Source organism: Psychroflexus lacisalsi (assembly GCF_020164495.1).
GTDB lineage: Bacteria > Bacteroidota > Bacteroidia > Flavobacteriales > Flavobacteriaceae > Psychroflexus > Psychroflexus lacisalsi.
Genome location: NZ_JAIQYZ010000001.1, coordinates 38,692 through 60,240, shown reverse-complemented (window position 1 = coordinate 60,240; position 21,549 = coordinate 38,692). Strand labels below are relative to the sequence as shown.

Here is a 21,549-nt window from a genome sequence, read left to right as displayed (position 1 = left end):
CTTTCAATTTGGTTAATTTCAACTTTCGTTCTCGGATTAATTTTAATATTCGTAACCATAGAATATTTAAGAAATGTATTAACCGATTGGTTATTTAAAAACATAAAACTATTTCTAGTTCTAGGAATCCTTGGCATTGTCATCATGTCTTTAATAAACTCTATAAGTTTTATTAGAAGACCTAATTTCAAAAAGGATATAAAATGGTTTTTCCTAGGTGAGGCACCTTTTATAGTGTTTTTGATCTTATTCATAGGGTCACTTAATTGGAATAATATAATCATTTCAATTTTCGATTAATTAAAATTAACAGATCATCTTAATTTTTGGAACTTTAAATAATAGTGATTCATCGCAAGTCAAGAGTATTATCTGGAAAATGTAAGTTTAGAAAGCTGGTAAAAAAATTTATTTTCTAGACCAGTGACTCATTAAAGACTGCTGTTAAAACAGGGTCAAGGCCTTTATGAATTCTCACCAAAGACTAATTATTCTTATCGTCTATGACCTGTAAATCAGCAATGTTTTTTATCCGAAAATGTTATATATTTGAGAAGCTGTGATTATTATACCGCATAATGATGTAGTTGATTATTCTAATTAAATTCTACAAAGCCATGAAAAAAGCGATACTCATCACGATTATTTTAATTAGCAACCTACTAATTGGCCAAGAACAAAAAATAGATAAGATTATAACATCATTCGATGATTACAGCTCTCTTTATAGAGAGGTAGCTTATTGTCATTTGAATAAAAGTACCTTTATAAAAGGAGAAATGATAGGGTTTAGTGGTTACGTTCTTGATAAAGATTCAAAAGTTCCGTCAGAATCAACTAAAAACCTTTATTGTGTCATTACTGATGCCAGTAATAAAGTCGTTAAAAGTAAGCTGGTAAAGGTGGATAACGGCTTTACAAACAATGTCTTCACTGTTGATAGCTTATTCAGTTCTGGGCACTACACCTTTAAGGCGTATACCAATTGGATGAGGAATTTTGATGAACCCAATGCTTTTGTAGAATCATTCAGAGTCATTGATCCTGAAGAAGAAAGCAGCATTGAAAAAACTGCAACCATACAAAAATTAGATGCACAGTTTTTACCTGAGGGCGGTTTCTTTGTCAATTCTGTTAAAACCAGTGTAGGAGTTATCATAAAAAATAATCAAGGTTACGGAGTTCAGGATGTGGAGGGCAAAGTCTATGATTCTAATGATCAGCTTTTGATATCGTTTCAAACCAATGCCTTTGGGATAGGTAAATTCCAGTTCACTCCTAGCTTAGATCAAACATATAAAGTAGAGGTTAATCACCTTGGTAAAATCTATAATTACGAAATCGACGACATCAAGCCTAAAGGAATTTCTGTTCATGTCAATAACTCTCCAAAACTTTTAGCAGTAGAGCTTAGAACCAATCAAAGCACTTTAAGAGATATCAAAGGGAAGTCATATAAGCTCACCGTTCATAATGGCAAAACAGCAAAAGCTACTCCTGTTACTTTTAAAGAAAAAAGTCTTTTAAAAATAGTCAATCATGAGGAGTTGTTTTCTGGAATCAATATTCTTACCCTTTTTGATGAAAATAACAAACCCGTATTGGAGCGCATTTTTTTTCACTACACAGGTATTAACTTTATTAATCCTGGTACTCCCATTACTACAACATATAAGGATTCAACACGAATTCGTATTCCTTTATCAAACTTAGCTCATTCCTCGACGGATAAGACTAACATAAGCGTCTCCATACTTCCAGAAACAACCAAATCTTATCAGAGACAACATAATATCATTTCTTATACCTACTTACAGCCTTATCTGAAAAGCTACGTTGAAAATGCTCACTACTATTTTACAAATGTAGATGCTAAGAAAAAGTACGACTTAGACAATTTATTGTTGACTCAGGGCTGGAGCAGTTATAATTGGGATGACATCTTTAATAACAATGTAACTGACACATATGCTTTTGAAGATGGTATTGTTTTAAAAGCAAATCAGAATAAAAAAAGACAAAAGGAGTATGTGGTATACCCTCTTGAACAGAATAATGGAGTGAAGGTAAGTCTATCTGAAGATCAAGATAGTTTCGTTGTTTCTAGTCTTTATCCCATAGAAAGCGAAATGCTGGGCATTGGTACAATGAATAAAAAAGGAAAAGTGTGGAAGCCTGATTTAGGTACAGAATTTTATCCTTCAGAAATTCCCGATTTTGAGAATACATTTAAAGTATTGCAAACCAATCAGTCTTTCTCTCCTAAGGGTATATCTAAATCAGAATTTAGCCTGATTGATCTCAATAAAACCCAAAAGCTTGATGAAGTCTTCATAAAAGCTAAAAAAAGGCAAACTAAAATTGAAAATCTTAAGAAGGATATTTTCACAAAGGTCTATGCTTTTGATGATACAAAGAGAAATAGTAATCTGACCTTTGCAAATTACGTCAATGCGTATTTGCCTGATTATTATGCTAGGGAAACCTCAGGATCATTTGAAATAGTTCCTAGGGTTGCAAGATCCAATGTCAATGACCCAAGTCCATTAATTTACCTGGACGATCAACTCATTGTAAATCAAAATTATTTTTACGCTTACAATATGAATATTGTCGATTATTTAGTTGTGAATGAGAATGGCTATGGAGAAGGCTTTTTAGGAGCTGGAGGGGTTATAAAAATTTATACTTCTTTGGATTTTGTCAACAAGAATAAAAGAGGGCCTTTCAGACAATTTGAGTTTCCATTAACTTTTGCTAAGAATAAAAATTTCTACGTTCCAAAATACAACGTGTATAAGGGCGATTTTTTTAAGGACTATGGAGTTATAGACTGGATCCCAAATTGCAAAATAGATGATGATGGGAGTTTGAATTTCACAGTTTATAATCCGGCCAACTCTCCTCTTAAGTTTTTTATTGAGGGAATTACCAACACTGGTGATTTAGTATCTGAAGTTGTAGTTGTAAATAATGATGTCTATAACTAATTATAAAGAGTTTAGATTCTTCTCTATAAAGTCTTCAATAGGTAATGCTAATTTTTTAAATGGATAATTAAAAGAGGGTTTGAGGTAAAATAAACCCTGAGTCAATCTAAGCTTTCTCGAGCACCTTGTTCTTCTTTTCTTTTTTCTTCCGATTGGACACATACACCCCCAATAAAATTACGCCACCAGCGGCGAGTTGATACCAGTTAAACTCTTCTCCATCCATAAAGCCCCAAAACAAAGCCACAATTGGAATTAAATAAGTGACCGAGGTAGAAAAGACTGGATTGGACAATTGGATGAGTCGGTTGAAGATAATCTTGGCAAGAGCCGTACCCATCAGAGCTAAAACGGTAACATAAATCAGAGAGGTTTGGACCGCTTCCTGGGCTAAAAATTCAGTATTAAAAAAACCGGTAAATACTAAAATACCAAATGCAAAAGGAATTAAAATCAAAAACGAACCCGTGGCAATGCCTAAAGCTGAAATCCTTTCCAGATAAGACTTTAAAATATTTGCATTAAAAGCATACATCAGAGAGGCAATGACCGGTAAGACCGCAAACCAGTAATTTTGATTAGGGTTGAGCGAAGCTCCGGCAAGAATTAAAAGCACAGAACCTACCAACCCGATGACGACCCCCATAAATTGCTTTTTAATAAATTGGTTACTAAAGAACAAGACCCCCGTAATTAGAGCCAACAAGGGTACAGTTGAATTCAGGATGGAAGCAATAGCACTATCGATCTCCGTTTCGGCAATAGAAAATAGTAAAGTAGGCAGCATGGTTCCTATAAACCCCGAAATGGCAATCCATTTCCACTGACTTTTTTGAATTTCCTTAATTTTCTTAAAACCTATCAACGTAAGAAAAATACCAGTAATCAATACTCTAAGTGCGGTGAGTTGAAGCGGCGTGAATCCTACCAGCCCTTTTTTAATGAGGATAAACGAACTCCCCCATAAAAAGGCTAGAGCCACAAGAAATACCCACTTTAATTGATTTGGTTTCAAACTCTATTTTTTTTGCAAAAGTGAATTTAATTCTTCGACACGACTGATAAATTCGGGTTAAAACTTTCCAGGCTTTGATGGATATCAAAGCCTGGAAATAAAAGATGTTGATAAAAGGTTTATTTGGTAGAAGGATACCAGTCGAGTAGTTTAACTTGTATCTCCTTATTACCCTGGTTGACCAAAGATTTGAATTTCTCCACGTCGGCTAGTCCGCCCTGGCCCCTGTAATGATAAGGGTAGATTTCCTTTGGCTTAAACGCTAGTACGCCGTCTGCAGCTGCATCTACACTCATGGTATAAGGAAGATTCATACATACAAATGCTTTGTCGATATCGGTTAAGGCTCTCATTTCAGGAACATCTTCAGTGTCTCCAGAGAAGTAGACCCTCAAGTCTCCTTTTTCGATGACATAGCCGTTTCCTCTTCCTTTAACATGTCTTACCTTGTCCTGGTCACCTTGATTATACATGGCTACACCTTCTATGTTGAAGCCGTCAATCGTTTTGATTTCTTCATTTTTTAAGACAACAAGCTGGCTGGTAAGTGCACCTTCTATTTTGTCAGCTACAGCTTGTGGCACAACAATTTTGGTTTCTGGTTTGGAAACCGCTTCCAAAGTTTCCATATTGAAATGATCTCCGTGAATGTCTGTCACCAAAATCATGTCTGGTGAAGGCTGACCTTCAAAAGCTTCTGCTCCTCCTACAGGATCGATATAAAAAACAGTTTCGTCAATTTCAAAAACTGCCGTGGCATGGGAAATAGGGGTAATATTAAATTTGCTACTCACCTTTTCTGAATTTTCTGCGACTTCTTCGCTTTGAGCTTCTTCTTGGCTAGAGTTTGAATTTTTACAGCCTATCAGTGTAATTACACTAATGGCTAAATAAACTAATGGTGTCTTCATGTTATATAAATTTTGAGTAAATCTAAAATAAGCTCACTTATTAAGCACTGGAATTAGATTTATTTTAAGTAAGGTGAGGCTTTACTCCCACTCCAAGGTTTCCATTAAATGTCTCATGTCATTCTTGAGATAATTTGCGGCGGGAAGTATAGAATCGTAATTGGGTTTTACTTCAAAATATAAAGATCCTGTCAAGAAATGAGAAGTACTATCAGTGATATAGAATTGAGCTGGTGAAGCAGCATCGCCTTCCACATTATAAAAATTTCCAAAGGTCTGATTTGCTTTGTTTTCATAAATGCTGGCTTCTATAAGGTCTGCTTTTATGGTGTGCTTTTCGGGAAGTTTTTGAGCATCAATAAGCAACTCCCTTAAATTATTTTCTACAGATGAATAGCTTAGGTATATCTTGGCGTTCATCCCAGAATAGTTTAAGTTGAGCCAACAAGGCTGATTTGGATTATCTTTTTCTAAATCTGAAAAATCATTTTTTTCAAAAGAAAAGGGACAATCCGGATCCACTCTGCTATATTGAGCCAAGTCGTACTCTAAAGCTAAAAAACCAGAGGGTTTGGGTTGTGTAGAGTCGCTGCACGAGCATATAACTAACAATATGAAAGTCAAAAAAATCCTATGCATCATCTAAAGTTTTGTCCTTATTGATCTTCACTTTTAGCTGAACTATTCTTTTACTATCAAGTACTTCTACGGTAAAGTCGAAGTTACTAAAGGCAATAACTTGGCTTTTCTTAGGAAAACCTTTTGAAGACTCCAATACAAAACCTGCAAGAGTTTCTGCTTCTCCTTTATTGGATTCAAATTCTTCAATCTTCGGTTCCTCTAGCTTTAGTATTTTGTAAAAATTCTTCAATGGTGTTTTTCCTTCAAACACATATGTGGATTCATTAATTTTTGAATAGATCACATCCTCATCATCAAACTCATCACTTATATCTCCTACTATTTCTTCAATTATATCTTCCAGGGATATCAAACCGCTGGTTCCTCCATATTCATCTACAACTATGGCTAGGTGGTTTTTTTGTTCCTGGAAATCTGCAAGGAGATCGTCTAGTTTTTTATTCTCTGGCACAAAATAAGGTTCTCTTACCAGAGGTTGCCATTCAAAATTCTCCTTCTGAAGATGTGGTAATAAGTCTTTGATGTATAATATACCTGTGATGTTGTCTACATTGTCTTCATAAACGGGAATTCTGGAATAACCATTTTCCATGATTTCTTCTATAACTTCATGAAAAGGCTGCTCTACATTGAGCGTAAAAATATCGAGTCTAGGTCTCATCACTTGTTTAGTATCTGTATTACCAAAGGAAACAATACCTTGAAGTATTTTCTTTTCATCTTTTGAGGTATCCTCTTCGCTTGTGAGCTCCAGAGCTTGGGATAACTGATCCACACTTAAGTTGGTTTTCTGTTTTCCAAATCGATTTTGTATCAGGTTGGTAACAGATCGCATTGGCAGGCTGAGCGGTGTAAGAAGACGGTCCAAAATACTAAGAGGCACTGCCATAAAATGTGCAAATACAACATTATTTCTATTGGCGTATACTTTTGGTAAAATTTCACCAAACATCAGGATGAGGAAAGTAACCAACCCAACGTCAATCAAAAACTTCAGACTTATGCCAAAAAATAAGGTAGTGCTATCCCCGTAAAAAGTCTCACTTATGGAGGCATACAAAAGAACAATAGCGATGTTTATAAAATTATTGGCTATCAAGATTGTAGCTAATAGTTTCTTTGGCTTATCCAGTAGGTTAATAATGATCTGCTCTTGCTTGGATACATTTCCTTCTTTCACATCAAAATCTGATGGTTTAAGAGAAAACAGAGCTACTTCAGAGCCTGAAATAAGTGCAGAAGATATAAGCAGAATAAAGAAAAGGATAATTTTAAATACATCTGAAAATTCCAATACAGAAAAAAAGATGTAACTCGAGGGACCGGGTTCCAAAATTTAAAGAATTTTTGTTTTAAAAGGGTAAATCATCTTCCTCCTCTTCCTCCATTTTCGGAGCTGGAGAAGGTTTAGAGTTAGGCTTAGATTGAGAGGCTTGGGAGTTTCCCGCACTTTCAGAAGTTGTTCCATCTTTGGGAGTCAAGAAGGTAAATTCCAGGCATTGTATTTCTGTAGAATATCTATCCATGCCTTTATCGTCCTGCCACTTACGAGTTTTGATACGGCCTTCAATATATACTTTATCACCTTTTTTAAGGTATTTTTCGCAAACTTCAGCGGCTTTGTTTCTCACAACAATGTTGTGCCACTCAGTATTGCTTACTTTTTCGTTGGTTGCTTTATTGATGTACTCTTCATTTGTGGCCAAAGGAAAGCGCCCAATGCAATTTCCGCCTTCAAAATAATGCATCTTTACTTCATCGCCTGTGTGACCAATAAGCATGACTTTGTTGAGTGTTCCTGCCATAGTTTTAAATTTATGTAAATGTAAGAAAAAGAATTATGCCATAGAAAATTCAGATTCTATAAAATTTTGAATGAGCACAGGCACTGCAAGTTGACTCAAATCTTTTATTTTATGAATTTCATAGGTTTTTGAAAATTTTATGCCAGACAATGGCCCATTTATCTTCACTTCAATAAACGTTGCCATGATTTTTCTATGGGATAAAAGATGGATGACAGGTTCGTCATTATAAATCTTTACCACTTCTATACTTTTAGCGGGTAATCCAGTCAGTTCGTTTATATCACTGGAAATAGGTTCGTCTTGTTCTTTTTCAGACTCGATAAGAGGAAATTCGTAGAGACCTTGCCAGATTCCTGGACCACTTCTTTTTTGTACGATTGTGTTTTCTTCTGAATCTGTAAGTACCAAATAATTGAAGTATCGTTTTTTGACTTTGGTTTTCTTCAGTTTGACTGGTAGTTCCTCTTGAAGCCCTTGTTGAAAAGCAACACAATCTTGCTGAAAAACACAAAACATGCACTTCGGAGATTTCGGCCTACAATGCAATGCACCAAACTCCATGATCGCCTGATTGTAAACTGAAGGATTTGATATATCGATCAACTTCTGTGCTTTGGTTTTAAATTCTTTTATGCCTTCAGTAGAATTGATGGGCGTATTTATGCCCAAATATCTGGAAAGCACACGTTGTACATTGCCATCAACCACTGCTACAGGTTCATCGAAAGCAAAAGAAGCTATGGCAGCAGCAGTATAATCTCCAACTCCTTTTAAAGTCTTAAGCTCATTGAAATTATTTGGAAATTCTCCATTTAAGGTTTTACTAACAAATCGGGCCGTATGATGAAGATTTCTTGCTCTTGAATAATACCCCAGTCCTTGCCACAATTTCAAAACCTCATCTTCGCTGGCATTTGCAAGATCATGGACGGTTGGAAATTTTGATACAAACTTTTTGAAGTACGGTAAGCCCTGCTTGACCTGAGTTTGCTGTAATATGATTTCACTTAGCCAAATGACATAAGGATCATTGGTATGTCTCCAGGGTAAATCTCTATGTTCTATCTTGTACCAGTCTAGAAGACGTTTAGAGAAATTCATTTCAAGTTTTTTGCAAGTATAATTCATATCCGCCTACTATTTAGAGCATTGTATTTATTTATTGCGGATTAATTACTTATATTTGCAAACTCAAAAAAAATCTAAGATTAATCCTGAACAAATATTTTTGAATTATGACGAAAGCAGATATTGTAGCTAACATTTCAGAGAAACTCGGTTTAGAGAAAAATGAAGTTCAAGCTACTGTAGAAACCTTTATGGATGAGGTAAAGAATTCTTTAGAAGGTGGAGATAATGTATATCTAAGAGGTTTTGGTAGCTTTATCGTAAAAACTAGAGCAGAAAAAACGGGTAGAAATATCTCAAAGAATACTACGATTAAGATTCCTGCTCACAATATTCCAGCATTTAAACCTGCAAAAATATTTGTGGAAGGAGTAAAACACAACGTTGAAGTAAAATAAATTTAATAATCTATAAAAAACAAGCCTATGCCAAGCGGTAAGAAGAGAAAAAGACATAAGGTAGCTACTCACAAAAGAAAAAAGAGAAGTAGAGCTAACCGTCACAAGAAAAAGTAGTTTCATAACTACTTTTTCCTATTCAATACGTTCTTTGACATTGAGGTTCAGAACATTGAATTTCTATATTATTTTTAATTGTAATCCTTTTCTGAAAAGAATTGTAAGGATTACTTATGTATAATTCTAGTTTGTAAATTATTGCAGACTAACTAAATCTAAAAAGCGTGACTAAGGAATTAATAGTACGTTCTAGTTCCGACGCTGTAGATTTTGCCTTATTAAAAGATGGAAGACTCATAGAGCTCCATAAAGAAACAGAAGGATTCGATTTCTCTGTTGGTGATATTTTCTTAGCTAAAATAAGAAAAGCTTTACCAGGTCTCAACGCCGCATTTGTCAATGTAGGCTATGAAAAAGATGGTTTTTTACATTACCATGACCTAGGTCCAAACGTCAAAACAATGTTGAAGTTTGTGAAAAAAGCAACCTCCAATCAATTGAAAAATTTCTCTTTGAGAGATTTTCCTTTTGAAGAAGAAATCGATAAAAATGGATCGATAGCAGATACGCTACACTCCAACCAATCTGTTCTTGTACAAGTAGTAAAAGAACCTATCTCCACAAAAGGCCCTAGATTAAGTAGTGAGCTTTCTCTTGCAGGGCGCTATATTGTTTTGGTTCCTTTTTCGGATAGAGTTTCAGTTTCACAAAAAATTGAAAGCAAAGAAGAAAAAAATCGACTCAAACGATTAGTAAAAAGTATTAAACCCAAAGGTTTTAGTGTCATTATCAGAACTGTTGCAGAAGACAAAAAAGTAGCTGATATAGATAGAGACCTTCAAAATTTGATGAAACGATGGGAGAATATGTGCAAAAAGCTAAGCAAAGCACATCAACCCTCGAAAGTTTTGGGTGAGCTTAATAAAGCTTCATCAATATTAAGAGACATGTTCAACGATTCATTTACATCGATAAGCGTAGATGATGATGTTACATTTACACAAATAAAAGATTATGTCGGGAAAATATCTCCAGACAGTGAATCTATTGTTTCTCACTATAACTCAAAAGTTCCCATATTCGAAAAGTATGGAATTGAAAGACAAATCAAAACGTCTTTTGGTAAAACCGTAACCATGAAAAAAGGAGCTTACCTAGTCATAGAGCATACAGAAGCTATGCACGTGATCGATGTAAATAGTGGAAATAGAAGTAATAAGGCCAAAAATCAAGAAGATACAGCACTCGAAGTCAACATGATAAGTGCAACAGAAATTGCACGTCAGTTGAGATTAAGAGACATGGGAGGAATCATAGTCGTAGATTTTATCGACATGAACAACCCAGACAACCGAAGAAAACTTTATGAACATCTTAAAGATGAGATGAGTGATGATAGAGCAAAACATAAAATTTTACCTCCTAGTAAATTTGGATTAATCCAGATCACAAGACAGCGTGTTCGTCCAGAGATGAACATTAAGACTAGCGAAAAGGATCCAAATTCTGATGGTGAAATAGAAGCTCCAATCGTAATTGTAAACAAAATCAATGCGGATCTGCAAAAGATCTTGAAAAAAGGAAATAAAAAGATAACGTTGACAGCGCATCCTTTTATAGCTGCCTATCTTATGAAAGGCTTTCCTTCCCCAAGAAGCAAATGGTTTTTTGATTTCAAAAAGTGGGTTAAAATCCAACCTAGAGATGCTTACAATTACTTAGAATATCATTTCTACGATCAAGATGGAACAGTCATCAAAGTATAAGTTGTTGAAATAATATTTAAAACCCCATATTCCATTGAGAATATGGGGTTTTTTGTTTTTGTATTTTTGTAACTCTATTTTACTGAAAATGCCGAAAGAAAACTTTAAACCCAAGAAATCATTAACCGTTGACGAAGCTCTACTGAAGGTGATGAACTATTGTGTTTATCAGGATCGGTGCCATCAGGAGGTAGAAAAAAAACTATATGACCTCGAGATGTATGAAGATGCAAAAGCCTACATCATCACTAGGCTTATTGAAGAAGATTTTCTCAATGAAGAACGCTTTGCCAGAAGTTATGCACGTGGCAAATTCAGAATAAAAAAATACGGGCGTTTAAGAATTACACGAGAATTGAAAGCCAAAGACATTTCTGCCTACAACCTCAAAGCTGGTCTATCTGAAATTGATGAAGATGATTATCTCAAGACACTCAGAGACTTATCTGAACAAAAACTCAAGACCATAAAAGAGCCAAACGACTATAAAAAGAGGCAAAAGCTTTATCAGCATCTGGCTTACAAAGGCTACGAAACTGAGTTGATTTATGACGTGATCAATGAATTACTCCCCATGTAATTCTTTCTCTAATCGTTTATTTTGCCGGCGATAGGCCCTCTTGTTTTTGTAGTCAATCCAATCGTCTCCTTTAAATTTCCGCATAACATTTTCAAAACCTCTCATAATGGTTACGTTGTAGAGCGCTTTCCATAAATTTTTGGCACTTTTTGGAAAAGTTCTCAAACTCATGGAAAATCCAGGGGTTAGATAAGTCATGTTATGCCAAAAACCTTCTGGCATATACAGGGCTTCACCATGTTCCAGGTAAGCCTCGTAACCTTCAGCTAGTTTTAAGGCGGGGAACTTTTCTAAATCTGGATTATTGAAATCTATTTCGTTTAAACTAATCAGCGCATTGTGGACTTTATAAAGAAATTTAGTTTCTGAAGGTGGATAAATAATACAACGCTTTTTACCTTCAAAATGGATGTGAAGAATATTAGCAAAATCAATGTCATAATGCATAAACACTGAAGAATTTTCAGCTCCAAAAAACAGAAATGGGAGTTTTTCTAAAAACTTAATTCCAAGGTTAGGCATCTTAAAATGGTCCTGAAGCTCAGGAACTTCCTTCATTAAATTAAAAAGAAAGATTCTATATTGGGTAGGCCCTTTTTTCAAAAGATCTATATAATCCTTGAGTTTCATTTTTGCGTGAGGCTCATTGAATTTGTCTTTTGCAGAAACCGGCCTGTTATCGTACAAAGGCACTTCGACCTCACCAGCAATATCTTTTAAATAGGCAAGAGACCACTTTTTATAAGCTGGCCAGTCATGTGAGAGTTGTTCAATCACTACAGGTTTCTGGGGCTTCACGTAGTTCTCAACAAAATCTTGCGGAGAAATAGTTTTTACCCTTTCCACGGTTTGTAGGTTGAGTTTTTGATTGGAGTCCATAACATACAAAAATAAGCTTCATTTCGGGATCTGCCAAAATGAAGCTTATTGTATCTTTTAAGTAAATTTATATTGGACTAGGCTTTTGTCTTAGCTTTTTGTTTTGCCTCAACATTACGTTCTATGGTATGTCCAGGTCTGGTCCATTTTGGTTTTTCACCTAGAGGCTTGTATTGAGATTCTTCGGCTGAAACCGATTGAGGCTGAGATTTTTTCTCGAAAGGTTTTTGTGGCTCAAGTCCTAAGAGCTTAAACATTTCCATGTCTTCGTTCACATCAGGGTTTGGTGTGGTCAACAATTTATCTCCAGCAAAAATAGAATTCGCACCAGCAAAGAAACACATCGCCTGGCCTTCTCTACTCATATCGGTTCTACCTGCAGAAAGTCTTACCTGAGTTTCTGGCATTACAATTCTAGTGGTGGCTACCATTCGCAGCATTTCCCAGATAGATACTTTTTGCTGCTCTTCCAGCGGTGTTCCTTCTACAGGAACCAAGGCGTTAATCGGTGTAGATTCTGGTTGAGGGTTTAAGGTAGCTAGCGCCACCAACATCCCTGCTCTATCTTCCAAAGATTCGCCCATACCAATAATTCCACCGCTACAAACGGTCACATTACTTTTTCTTACATTTCCAATCGTATCCAATCTATCCTGGTAACCTCTGGTAGAAATGACTTCTTTATAGTATTCTTCTGAAGAATCTAAATTGTGATTATAGGCGTAAAGTCCAGCTTCCGCCAAACGTTGTGCTTGATTTTCTGTTACCATACCCAACGTACAGCAAACTTCCATATCCAATTTGTTGATGGTTCTTACCATTTCCAAAACGTTGTCGAACTCCTCTCCATCTTTTACATTTCTCCAGGCAGCACCCATGCACACTCTGGAACTTCCAGAGGATTTTGCTCTCAAAGCTTGCGCTTTTACCTGCGAAACGCTCATCAGGTCGTTTCCTTCAATATCGGTGTGGTAACGGGCCGCTTGTGGACAATAGCCACAGTCTTCCGGGCAACCTCCTGTTTTTATAGACAACAAAGTAGACACTTGTACTTTGTTGGGATCATGATGTATTCTATGCACAGTAGCTGCTTCGTAAAGCAACTCCATTAAAGGCTTATTGTAAATTTCTAAAATCTCTTCCTTGGTCCAGTCGTTTCTTGTCATGGTATTTTATTTAATGATTCAAAAATAGAAAAAACAAGTTGTATTATCTATTCTGAAAAATATTTGAGTCAAATTAATTTCTATAGTTTAGGTTTTTCCAGCAAAATGCTCACTGCATTTCCTCCAAAACCTACGGCATTCACCAAAACAGATTCAACGGGTTTATTGGATTTTGTTTGCTTGTAAAATGGATTTTCAAAAAACTCCCCAGTTTTCAGCATCAGTAGAGCCATCTCGATATTCAACATTCCTGAAGCTCCAAACGTGTGGCCCAACTTCCATTTATTGGTGGTTAATAAAGGTGAAGTTTCAAATGTTTTTTGAATGGCATTGACTTCAGCTTGATCTCCTTTTTTGGTGCCAGGCGCATGCAGAACTATGGCATCTACTGAACTTCTTCCTGCTTCTTCCAAAGCCATTTTCATGGATTTTTGAAAGCATTTGGCATCCGGAGAAATGGAAATGTTGTGGGTGATTTGTTCCGTAGCATAACCAAAACCTATGATTTTCGCTAACGCATTTTCTGGTGATTTTGACATCACTGCTGTTGCAGAGCCCTCTCCAAGAATCAAAGAGTTTTGGAGTTTGTCGAGTTTTAAACTTTCACAAGGAAATTCAGTGTCTAGTTTTGAATAAAGCTTCAAAGCTTGCATTTGAGCAATGGTAAATTCTGTTAATGGGGCTTCTGAGCCTCCAACCAAAAACAGATCACACATATCGGCCTGAAGCCAGGCTTTAGCATTCAGCATCGCATGCAAAGCTGTAGAACAGGTGATGGAATGACTTATGTTGGGACCATCAACTCCTAGGTCTTGAGCCACCCAGGACGAAATATTTCCCAAAGTGGTGGTAGGAGAAGTTAAGGGTGATAATTTTCTGCCTTCCAAAAAATCTTTATGGTAGTGTTCAAACAAAGCTGTCGCTCCTCGAGAAGAACCGATATTAACCCCGGTGGATTCTGGCTTAAAGTTCAATTTTGAAATTGCTTTTCTGGCCGTTAAAATAGCCATAAGTACAGACTTGTCCAGATCTTTATATCTGGTATTTTCTTTAGAAAGATTTTCAATTTCTTCTAAAGAGGGTATTGGAAGACTAGCGCCGAGAACGGAAGTGTTTTCCAATTCCAACTTTGAGAAATGAGCGAAGTCATTTTGATAATTATTCAAGATGGTTTCCTGGTCATGACCTAAAGCAGAAATGGATCCGAAACCATTGATGTAGATGGGGTGTTTCAAGCGAACTTAATTTTTAAAGCAAAGATCGAAAAAACTTAATCTACACGCTATCAAATTCAGAATAAGTCCAAAAAAGCAGTATAAGGTCTCTAGTAATTATTTGGTATCTTTGAAATTCAAAATAAGAATAATTAATCTTCAGCGTTTTAAAGTAAGAAACGCTTCAATATATAATTTATGGGATGTAGCACTTGCTCGACCGGAAAGGATGGTCAACCTAAAGGCTGTAAAAATAACGGGACATGCGGAACAGATGGATGTAATAAGCTAACGGTTTTTGACTGGTTGTCTGATGTTGAACTACCAGGAAATCAAAAGGCTTTTGACTGTGTCGAGGTTAGATTTAAAAATAGTAGAAAGGAATTTTTTAGAAATACGGAAGACTTAACGCTTTCTATTGGTGACATTGTAGCCACTGAAGCTTCTCCAGGTCATGATATTGGCATAGTTACGCTTACCGGGGAATTGGTAAGGGTGCAGATGAAAAAGAAAAATACAGACCCAACTTCAAAGGAAGTGGGCAAAGTTTATAGAAAAGCCTCTCAAAAGGATATTGACGTATGGCAGGCTGCCAGAGAACGCGAGGATAAGATGAAGGTCAAAGCAAGGCAAATTGCTATACGCCTGGACTTGAGGATGAAAATAAGTGATATCGAATTTCAAGGGGATGGTTCCAAAGCTATCTTTTATTATACCGCAGAAGAGCGCGTTGACTTTAGACAATTGATCAAAGAATTTGCATACGAGTTTAAGACCCGGATTGAAATGCGTCAAATAGGCTTTAGACAAGAAGCAGCTAGGCTTGGCGGGATTGGTTCCTGTGGTCGTGAGTTGTGTTGTTCTACGTGGTTAACCGATTTTAGAACGGTAAAAACTTCGGCTGCGAGGTATCAACAATTATCATTGAACCCACTCAAACTTGCTGGGCAATGTGGAAAATTGAAATGTTGTCTCAATTACGAATTGGACACTTATCTTGAAGCTTTAAAGGATTTTCCAAGACAAGATCAAAAACTAACGACTCAAAAGGGTGATGCTGTTTGTCAAAAGATCGACATTTTCAAAGGAAAGCTATGGTATGCTTATGAAAAGGAGTACAACAACTGGATTGAGCTGGATACCGACGCTGTAAAAGTGATCTTGAAAGCTCAACGGGAGAAAAAACCTGTAGCCAGTCTTGAAGAATTTACTACTGAAGTTGCTATTGAAAAGACAGAATTTTCCAACTCATTTGGTCAAGATAGTCTAACTCGCTTTGACAAACCAAAACGAAATAAGCCTAAAAATAAAAGAAAGTCAAATAAAAATAAGAAGTCGAAAAGAAACAATGCAAACTCTTAAACTCTGCGTTCTGGTTGGCTTTTGTGTGTTTTTAGTCAGCTGTAATGATAATGTCATGTATTCTGATTATAAAAATTTTGATGATGGCTGGTTCAAAAATGATACTCTGATGTTTGATATTCAAGCACCAGACACCATCAAACCATACGATTTATTTTTTGTTACAAGAGTGAACCAGGATTATGAATTCAACAATCTATACCTCATCGCCAATATCTCATTTCCCAATGGGAAACAAATTGGAGATACTCTAGAATATGAAATGGCTCAATCTGATGGAAAGTTGATGGGCAAGGGTTTTGGAAGTGTAAAAGAGAGTAAATTGTGGTATAAATCAAATGTAGTTTTTACTGAAAAAGGAAACTACACTATAGAAGTGAAGCACGCCATGCGTAAGTTTGGAAAAGTGGAAGCGCTGGATACGTTGCAGGGAATAATGGACTTTGGTATACATTTGGAAACCATCGAACCGACTGAAAATTAATGTTTTTTTAAATTATTATGAGTAAAACATCAACACCAAAAAAGGGATTCAAAAAATATATACTTGGCTTTTGGATAGTATTCTTTGTAGGAATCCTTAGTGTTATCTTTATATTCCTTCTGGCTAGTTGGGGAGCTTTGGGACCTATGCCTACTTTTGAAGAACTTGAGAATCCAGAAACAAATCTTGCTACAGAAGTGATTTCTGCCGACGGGCAAACTCTCGGTAAATACTTTAAAGAGAACAGAACTCCCATCAATTACGAAGACCTTCCAGATCATCTCATCAGCGCTCTTGTTGCAACCGAAGACGAAAGGTTTTACAGCCATTCCGGTATAGACGCCAGAGGCACCTTGAGAGCTGCTATTTATCTTGGTAAAAGAGGTGGTGCAAGTACAATTACACAACAACTTTCTAAACTTTTATTTACAGACCCTAACAAAAGTGGAACTTTCAATCGTATCATACAGAAAGTAAAAGAATGGGTCATCGCCGTGAGGTTGGAAGAACAGTACGCCAAAAATGAAATCATTACGATGTATCTCAACAAGTTTGATTTTTTATATCAGGCTGTTGGAATACGTTCTGCTTCAAGAATTTATTTTTCAAAAGAACCTAAAGATCTTACTTTGGAAGAGTCTGCTACATTGGTAGCTATGTTGAAAAATCCAATTCTTTACAATCCTGTTAAAGACCAGTTTAAAGATAATTCTGAACAAAGAAGAAATCAGGTTTTAAAACAAATGGAGAAAAATGGATTTATCACTCAGAAAGTAAAAGATTCTGTTCAGAGTTTACCGCTTACAACATTCTTCTCTCCAGAAGAACATGACGATGGTATTGCTACCTACTTCAGAGCTTATGTCCAGGAATTTATGAAAGACTGGATTGAGGATAACCCTAAACCAGATGGGAGTTCTTATAGCATGTACAGGGATGGATTAAAAATCTACACCTCTGTAGATTATAAAATGCAAACCTATGCTGAAACAGCGGTTGAGAAACATCTTAAGAATCTTCAAAAGGAATTTGATCGTCAAAATCAAAATAACAAAACAGCACCCTTCAGAAGTATTGATGCTTCAGAAATAGAAAGCATTCTTAAAAAAGGAATGAGAAATTCTGACCGCTACAAAAGAATGAAGCGAAGAGGAATTGATGAAGATTCTATCATGGCAACCTTTAACAGAAAACGCGAAATGCGCTTGTTTTCATGGGATGGCCCAATTGATACCTTAATGACTCCTAAAGATTCTATCAGGTATTACAAATCATTTCTAAATACTGGAATGATGTCCATGACCCCACAAACAGGAGAGATAAAAGCCTGGGTAGGTGGTGTAAATTATAAGTTTTTTAAATACGAGCATGTTAAACAAGCAAAACGTCAAGTAGGGTCTACCTTCAAACCATTTGTATATGCTACTGCTATAGATCAATTGCATTATTCGCCATGTAAAGAATTTCCTAATACACCTTATACCATACCTAAAGGAAAACACGGGGTGACCGAAGACTGGACACCCTCCAACGCTGGCGGCGATGATGATTACGGAGGTAATAAAACCTTGAAGAAAGCTTTAGCTGAATCTATCAACACTATAACAGCTAGAGTAATTGATAGGACTGGTCCTGAAAGTGTCATCAGTTTGATTGACAAATTAGGAATTGATACCTCACGTATTCAACCTGTGGCTGCTATAGCTTTGGGTACTGCAGATATCAGCGTTTACGAAATGGTTTCGGCTTACAGTGCGTTTGCAAACAAAGGCGTCTACGTAAAGCCATATGCAATACAACGTATAGAGGATAAAAATGGAACTATTCTTTACCAGCATCAACCACAAAGTCGTGATGTACTAAGTGAAGAAGCTGCTTATGTTACCATTCAATTATTAGAAGGGGTTACTCAATCTGGTTCTGGTAGACGACTAAAATCAAATTCTGATTATGCTAAAAACAGCGAACCTTATAAGAGAGCTGTGACTGGATATCCTTATGTCTTTGAAAATGACATCGCAGGTAAAACAGGAACCACACAAAATCAAAGTGATGGATGGTTTATAGGAATGGTACCCAATCTTGCTACAGGCGTTTGGGTAGGCGGCGAAGACAGAAGTGTAAGATTTGAAACGATCGCTTACGGTCAGGGAGCAACCTTAGCCTTACCAATCTGGGGGATGTATATGAAGGATGTTTATGCAGATGAAAGCTTGGATATTTCAAAAGAAAAGTTTGAAAGACCCGATAACTTAAGCATTCAAATCGATTGTGACGTAGCTTCTGAAGATGAAACTAGTGAAGAAAAAGAAGAGGCTACAGAATTTGAAATAGATTTTTAGCTATTATCACTGGCATACCATTCTGCAAAAGCAGTTCCGGTTTCTCTAAGTTTTAGGGAATGTAGCGTAATGTCTTTAGCCAACTTTTTTGAAATTTTTTCAGCAAAATCAGCTATCATATTTTCACTTGTGGGTTGGTAATCTACAAGAACAACATTATGTCCGGAAGATTTTAAATACTCTGCGAGTTCAATATGCGGCGTATTTCTATTGAGTAGAATAGCGTGATCCATAACATCTACAACCTCGTTCTTCACAATTCGTTTGAGATCGCCAAAGTCAATCACCATCCCACACTTGACGTTGCTCATGTCAGTTATAGGATTCCCTATAACGGTGACGTCCAGACTGTAACTATGCCCGTGGACATTTTTGCATTTCCCGTCGTAACCGTAGAGAGCGTGAGCGGTTTCGAACGTAAATTGCTTGGTAATTCTAATTTTTGCCATAATCTCAAATATTACTGCAAAGATACTGGAATTATAAAATTATAAGGTTGAGAGGTTACATTCATTTTTGATACTAAAACTTCAAATATGTTTGACTCAATGATTCTGTCAAAATGATCCAACACACCCTCTAACCATTTTGTCTTAACTAAAAGGTGAACAAAAACAAAAGATTGATGACCAAGAGTTATAAAAGATATTTTTACGAGTGAAGTGAACTCCCTCGAAACGAGCTTAATTGATTTCCCTTGGAAACAGATTTTGAATTTTAACCACGAAAATTTAGTAATAGAATCCTCAGTGAAGAATTAAAAAATTAAAACAGCTTATAGTATTAAAAGCTAAATTTGAAAAATTATATTTTGATGATTTTAGATGACTAAAACACTTTTGACAGAGGCCATTTCTTCAGAAGAAAATCCTTTTTATGAACTCATTATTTCTGATATTTTAGAGCAAGGGTTTTCTATTTGTGACACTTTTTTTGAAGAGTCTCTAGTAGATCTTTTAAGAATTGACCTTAAAGCTTTATACAATCAAAGCGATCTTAAAAAGGCTGCTATTGGTAATAAGTTGAATGAATCGATTGAAAAAAATATCCGAGGAGATTATATCCAATGGATAGATGAACTCAAGGCAAATTCAGTAGAAAAGTGTTTTTTCAAACAGATACATCATTTTAAAGACTATTTGAACAGAACTTGTTTTATGGGTCTTCTTCACCAAGAGTTTCATTATGCGATGTATCCCAAGGGCACCTTTTATCAAAAGCATATAGATACTTTTCAAAATGATGATAGACGCAAACTTTCTATGGTTTGCTATCTCAACGATAATTCCTGGAAAACGACAAATGGAGGAGAATTAGTCTTATATCCAAAAGGAAAAGAAAGAATCACAATATATCCTCTACCAGGAAGAGTTGTCATTTTTGAAAGTCAAGTTCTTGAACATGAAGTAAAAGAAGTCCTTAAGGAGGAACGACTAAGTATTACAGGCTGGTTAAAAACCAGATGAGTATTCAGTAAAACATTTTTACTAATAGAGTATCCTTACTTTTATGGTATTTTCTATTTGCTTAAGTTCCTTTGAGGTGTCCAGAGAGTCGTTTTTAGCAATATCCAACACTACATAACCTACATCCATATTGGTGCTCAGATACTGTCCCAGGATGTTTACATCTAGCTTTGAAATCTTGGAGTTAATTTCAGAAAGAACCCCAGAAACATTTTTATGAATGTGAAGAATTCTATGTGTGTCTTCCATTTTTGGTAAGGACAGTTCCGGAATGGAATGGCTACCAATGCTTGAACCACTTTCTATGTATTTAATGAGCTTACCAGATACATCAATGCCAATATTCCATTGAGCTTCTTCTGTAGAGCCACCAATATGTGGAGTCAGAATGACATTAGAAATATTCTGAAGTGGTGAAGTGAACTTTTCGGCTTTGTTCTTTGGTTCTTCGGGAAAAACATCTAATGCTGCTCCGCCAATTCGTCCATCTTCCAAAGCTGTTTTCAAAGCTTCAATATCCACAACATCTCCCCGGCTCATATTGATCAACATCTGTCCCTTGGTAAACCAACTCAGCACTTGTTTATCAAAAAGGTTTTTGGTTCCGTTTGTTCCCGGGACATGAAGTGTAATCAAATCACAATCTTCGATTAGATTTTTGAGATCATCAACTTCTTCTGCATTGCCCAGTGGCAATTTATTTTCAACATCATAATAAAACACCTTCAATCCCATAGCTTCGGCCAATATAGAAACCTGAGAACCAATATGGCCATAGCCCACAACGCCAAGTTTCTTACCCCGAATTTCGTGGGCATTGGTAGAATCTTTGTCCCATTCTCCAGCGTGAGCCGCTTTGTCTTTGTCTGGAATACGTCTTATTAACATGATAGCTGAAGCAATGACAAGTTCTGCCACAGAACGCGTGTTGCTAAACGGCGCATTGAAGACACAAACGCCAGCTTTATTAGCCGCGTCCAGATCTACTTGATTGGTTCCAATACAAAAACAACCAATAGCGACTAACTTTTTAGCTTTTTGAATAACCTCTTCCGTCAATTGAGTTTTAGATCTCACACAAACCACTTTTGCGTCCTTCAAAACTTCGTCCAATTCTTCACCAGATAAAGCACCAGGATACTGTTCGATTTGGGTATAACCAGCTTTTTTGAAAGATTCTACAGCCGATTGACTTATACTTTCCAAAAGAACAATTTTCATTTTACCTTTCGGAAAAGACGTTTTAAGTGGTGACATAGTGATTGTGTATTGATAATTAAAAGATTCTAAATTATTAAATTACATTAAGGCAATACTTTGTTGCAGTGATTTTTTTCT

The 21,549-nt window shown here is 36.2% G+C and carries 19 protein-coding genes; 8 read left to right on the top strand and 11 right to left on the bottom strand.

Features of this window, described 5'->3' with window-relative positions; genetic code table 11:
• Positions 1 to 617 precede the first annotated feature (617 nt).
• On the top strand, positions 618 to 2,990 hold the full coding sequence (locus LB449_RS00290; protein WP_224453079.1) for a hypothetical protein: 2,373 nt from the start codon (positions 618 to 620) through the stop codon (positions 2,988 to 2,990).
• Positions 2,991 to 3,096: 106 nt separating this feature from the next.
• On the opposite strand, the gene LB449_RS00285 is transcribed toward LB449_RS00290, so the two are convergent.
• From LB449_RS00285 to mutY, 6 genes are all read right to left on the bottom strand, one after another.
• Positions 3,097 to 4,005, bottom strand: a complete 909-nt coding sequence (locus LB449_RS00285; RefSeq protein ID WP_224453078.1) for a DMT family transporter — start codon at positions 4,003 to 4,005, stop codon at positions 3,097 to 3,099.
• A 119-nt stretch (positions 4,006 to 4,124) separates the two neighbouring features.
• Positions 4,125 to 4,916: an MBL fold metallo-hydrolase gene (locus LB449_RS00280; protein ID WP_224453077.1), complete on the bottom strand. Its 792-nt coding sequence runs from the start codon at positions 4,914 to 4,916 to the stop codon at positions 4,125 to 4,127.
• Between the two features lie 81 nt (positions 4,917 to 4,997).
• Positions 4,998 to 5,555, bottom strand: a complete 558-nt coding sequence (gene gldD, locus LB449_RS00275; protein ID WP_224453076.1) for a gliding motility lipoprotein GldD — start codon at positions 5,553 to 5,555, stop codon at positions 4,998 to 5,000.
• Positions 5,548 to 6,891 carry a gliding motility-associated protein GldE gene (locus LB449_RS00270; RefSeq protein WP_224453075.1) on the bottom strand — a complete coding sequence of 448 codons (1,344 nt, stop codon included), beginning with the start codon at positions 6,889 to 6,891 and terminating at the stop codon, positions 5,548 to 5,550. Before LB449_RS00270 ends, gldD begins: the two co-directional genes overlap by 8 nt.
• A 19-nt stretch (positions 6,892 to 6,910) precedes the next feature.
• Positions 6,911 to 7,363: a single-stranded DNA-binding protein gene (locus tag LB449_RS00265; protein ID WP_224453074.1), complete on the bottom strand. Its 453-nt coding sequence runs from the start codon at positions 7,361 to 7,363 to the stop codon at positions 6,911 to 6,913.
• Between the two features lie 33 nt (positions 7,364 to 7,396).
• Positions 7,397 to 8,467, bottom strand: coding sequence for an A/G-specific adenine glycosylase (gene mutY, locus LB449_RS00260; RefSeq protein ID WP_224454411.1), 1,071 nt, complete (start codon positions 8,465 to 8,467; stop codon positions 7,397 to 7,399).
• Between the two features lie 134 nt (positions 8,468 to 8,601).
• Here mutY and LB449_RS00255 point away from each other — a divergent pair, with 134 nt between their 5' ends.
• From LB449_RS00255 to LB449_RS00245, 3 genes are all read left to right on the top strand, one after another.
• Positions 8,602 to 8,892: an HU family DNA-binding protein gene (locus tag LB449_RS00255; protein WP_224453073.1), complete on the top strand. Its 291-nt coding sequence runs from the start codon at positions 8,602 to 8,604 to the stop codon at positions 8,890 to 8,892.
• 284 nt (positions 8,893 to 9,176) lie between these two features.
• Positions 9,177 to 10,718 carry an Rne/Rng family ribonuclease gene (locus tag LB449_RS00250; protein ID WP_224453072.1) on the top strand — a complete coding sequence of 514 codons (1,542 nt, stop codon included), beginning with the start codon at positions 9,177 to 9,179 and terminating at the stop codon, positions 10,716 to 10,718.
• A gap of 88 nt (positions 10,719 to 10,806) precedes the next feature.
• Positions 10,807 to 11,298, top strand: coding sequence for a regulatory protein RecX (locus tag LB449_RS00245; protein ID WP_224453071.1), 492 nt, complete (start codon positions 10,807 to 10,809; stop codon positions 11,296 to 11,298).
• On the opposite strand, the gene LB449_RS00240 is transcribed toward LB449_RS00245, so the two are convergent.
• The 3 genes from LB449_RS00240 to LB449_RS00230 form a co-directional block, all read right to left on the bottom strand.
• Positions 11,284 to 12,177 carry a cupin-like domain-containing protein gene (locus tag LB449_RS00240; protein ID WP_224453070.1) on the bottom strand — a complete coding sequence of 298 codons (894 nt, stop codon included), beginning with the start codon at positions 12,175 to 12,177 and terminating at the stop codon, positions 11,284 to 11,286. The genes LB449_RS00245 and LB449_RS00240 overlap by 15 nt on opposite strands.
• 77 nt (positions 12,178 to 12,254) lie before the next feature.
• Positions 12,255 to 13,343 carry a biotin synthase BioB gene (gene bioB, locus LB449_RS00235; RefSeq protein ID WP_224453069.1) on the bottom strand — a complete coding sequence of 363 codons (1,089 nt, stop codon included), beginning with the start codon at positions 13,341 to 13,343 and terminating at the stop codon, positions 12,255 to 12,257.
• Between the two features lie 80 nt (positions 13,344 to 13,423).
• Positions 13,424 to 14,578, bottom strand: a complete 1,155-nt coding sequence (locus LB449_RS00230; RefSeq protein ID WP_224453068.1) for a beta-ketoacyl synthase N-terminal-like domain-containing protein — start codon at positions 14,576 to 14,578, stop codon at positions 13,424 to 13,426.
• Between the two features lie 177 nt (positions 14,579 to 14,755).
• On the opposite strand from LB449_RS00230, the gene LB449_RS00225 reads away from it, so the two are divergent.
• The 3 genes from LB449_RS00225 to LB449_RS00215 are packed head-to-tail and all read left to right on the top strand — an operon-like array spanning position 14,756 to position 18,745.
• Positions 14,756 to 15,919: a PSP1 domain-containing protein gene (locus LB449_RS00225; RefSeq protein ID WP_224453067.1), complete on the top strand. Its 1,164-nt coding sequence runs from the start codon at positions 14,756 to 14,758 to the stop codon at positions 15,917 to 15,919.
• Positions 15,906 to 16,403 carry a gliding motility lipoprotein GldH gene (locus tag LB449_RS00220; protein WP_224453066.1) on the top strand — a complete coding sequence of 166 codons (498 nt, stop codon included), beginning with the start codon at positions 15,906 to 15,908 and terminating at the stop codon, positions 16,401 to 16,403. The genes LB449_RS00225 and LB449_RS00220 overlap by 14 nt, the downstream gene beginning before the upstream one ends.
• 17 nt (positions 16,404 to 16,420) lie before the next feature.
• Positions 16,421 to 18,745, top strand: a complete 2,325-nt coding sequence (locus LB449_RS00215; protein ID WP_224453065.1) for a penicillin-binding protein 1A — start codon at positions 16,421 to 16,423, stop codon at positions 18,743 to 18,745.
• On the opposite strand, the gene LB449_RS00210 is transcribed toward LB449_RS00215, so the two are convergent.
• The gene (locus LB449_RS00210) at positions 18,742 to 19,194 is read right to left on the bottom strand and encodes a 6-pyruvoyl trahydropterin synthase family protein (protein ID WP_224453064.1); all 453 of its coding nucleotides are present in this window, start codon (positions 19,192 to 19,194) and stop codon (positions 18,742 to 18,744) included. The genes LB449_RS00215 and LB449_RS00210 overlap by 4 nt on opposite strands.
• A 375-nt stretch (positions 19,195 to 19,569) precedes the next feature.
• On the opposite strand from LB449_RS00210, the gene LB449_RS00205 reads away from it, so the two are divergent.
• Entirely contained in the window at positions 19,570 to 20,211 is a 642-nt protein-coding gene (locus LB449_RS00205; RefSeq protein WP_224453063.1) for a 2OG-Fe(II) oxygenase, read from the top strand.
• A 21-nt stretch (positions 20,212 to 20,232) separates the two neighbouring features.
• Here the strand turns inward: LB449_RS00205 and serA are convergent, their stop codons facing one another.
• Positions 20,233 to 21,468: a phosphoglycerate dehydrogenase gene (serA, locus tag LB449_RS00200; protein WP_224453062.1), complete on the bottom strand. Its 1,236-nt coding sequence runs from the start codon at positions 21,466 to 21,468 to the stop codon at positions 20,233 to 20,235.
• Between the last annotated feature and the right edge of the window lie 81 nt (positions 21,469 to 21,549).

What these genes read in the sequence shown, in the direction of transcription:
- LB449_RS00265 (WP_224453074.1), bottom strand. Translation starts at nt 7,363, where the DNA reads ATGGCAGGAACACTCAACAAAGTCATGCTTATTGGTCACACAGGCGAT.
- LB449_RS00205 (WP_224453063.1), top strand. Translation starts at nt 19,570, where the DNA reads ATGACTAAAACACTTTTGACAGAGGCCATTTCTTCAGAAGAAAATCCT.
- LB449_RS00245 (WP_224453071.1), top strand. Translation starts at nt 10,807, where the DNA reads ATGCCGAAAGAAAACTTTAAACCCAAGAAATCATTAACCGTTGACGAA.
- gldD (WP_224453076.1), bottom strand. Translation starts at nt 5,555, where the DNA reads ATGCATAGGATTTTTTTGACTTTCATATTGTTAGTTATATGCTCGTGC.
- bioB (WP_224453069.1), bottom strand. Translation starts at nt 13,343, where the DNA reads ATGACAAGAAACGACTGGACCAAGGAAGAGATTTTAGAAATTTACAAT.
- LB449_RS00220 (WP_224453066.1), top strand. Translation starts at nt 15,906, where the DNA reads ATGCAAACTCTTAAACTCTGCGTTCTGGTTGGCTTTTGTGTGTTTTTA.
- LB449_RS00225 (WP_224453067.1), top strand. Translation starts at nt 14,756, where the DNA reads ATGGGATGTAGCACTTGCTCGACCGGAAAGGATGGTCAACCTAAAGGC.
- LB449_RS00255 (WP_224453073.1), top strand. Translation starts at nt 8,602, where the DNA reads ATGACGAAAGCAGATATTGTAGCTAACATTTCAGAGAAACTCGGTTTA.
- serA (WP_224453062.1), bottom strand. Translation starts at nt 21,468, where the DNA reads ATGTCACCACTTAAAACGTCTTTTCCGAAAGGTAAAATGAAAATTGTT.
- LB449_RS00210 (WP_224453064.1), bottom strand. Translation starts at nt 19,194, where the DNA reads ATGGCAAAAATTAGAATTACCAAGCAATTTACGTTCGAAACCGCTCAC.
- LB449_RS00280 (WP_224453077.1), bottom strand. Translation starts at nt 4,916, where the DNA reads ATGAAGACACCATTAGTTTATTTAGCCATTAGTGTAATTACACTGATA.
- LB449_RS00290 (WP_224453079.1), top strand. Translation starts at nt 618, where the DNA reads ATGAAAAAAGCGATACTCATCACGATTATTTTAATTAGCAACCTACTA.
- mutY (WP_224454411.1), bottom strand. Translation starts at nt 8,467, where the DNA reads ATGAATTTCTCTAAACGTCTTCTAGACTGGTACAAGATAGAACATAGA.
- LB449_RS00240 (WP_224453070.1), bottom strand. Translation starts at nt 12,177, where the DNA reads ATGGACTCCAATCAAAAACTCAACCTACAAACCGTGGAAAGGGTAAAA.
- LB449_RS00215 (WP_224453065.1), top strand. Translation starts at nt 16,421, where the DNA reads ATGAGTAAAACATCAACACCAAAAAAGGGATTCAAAAAATATATACTT.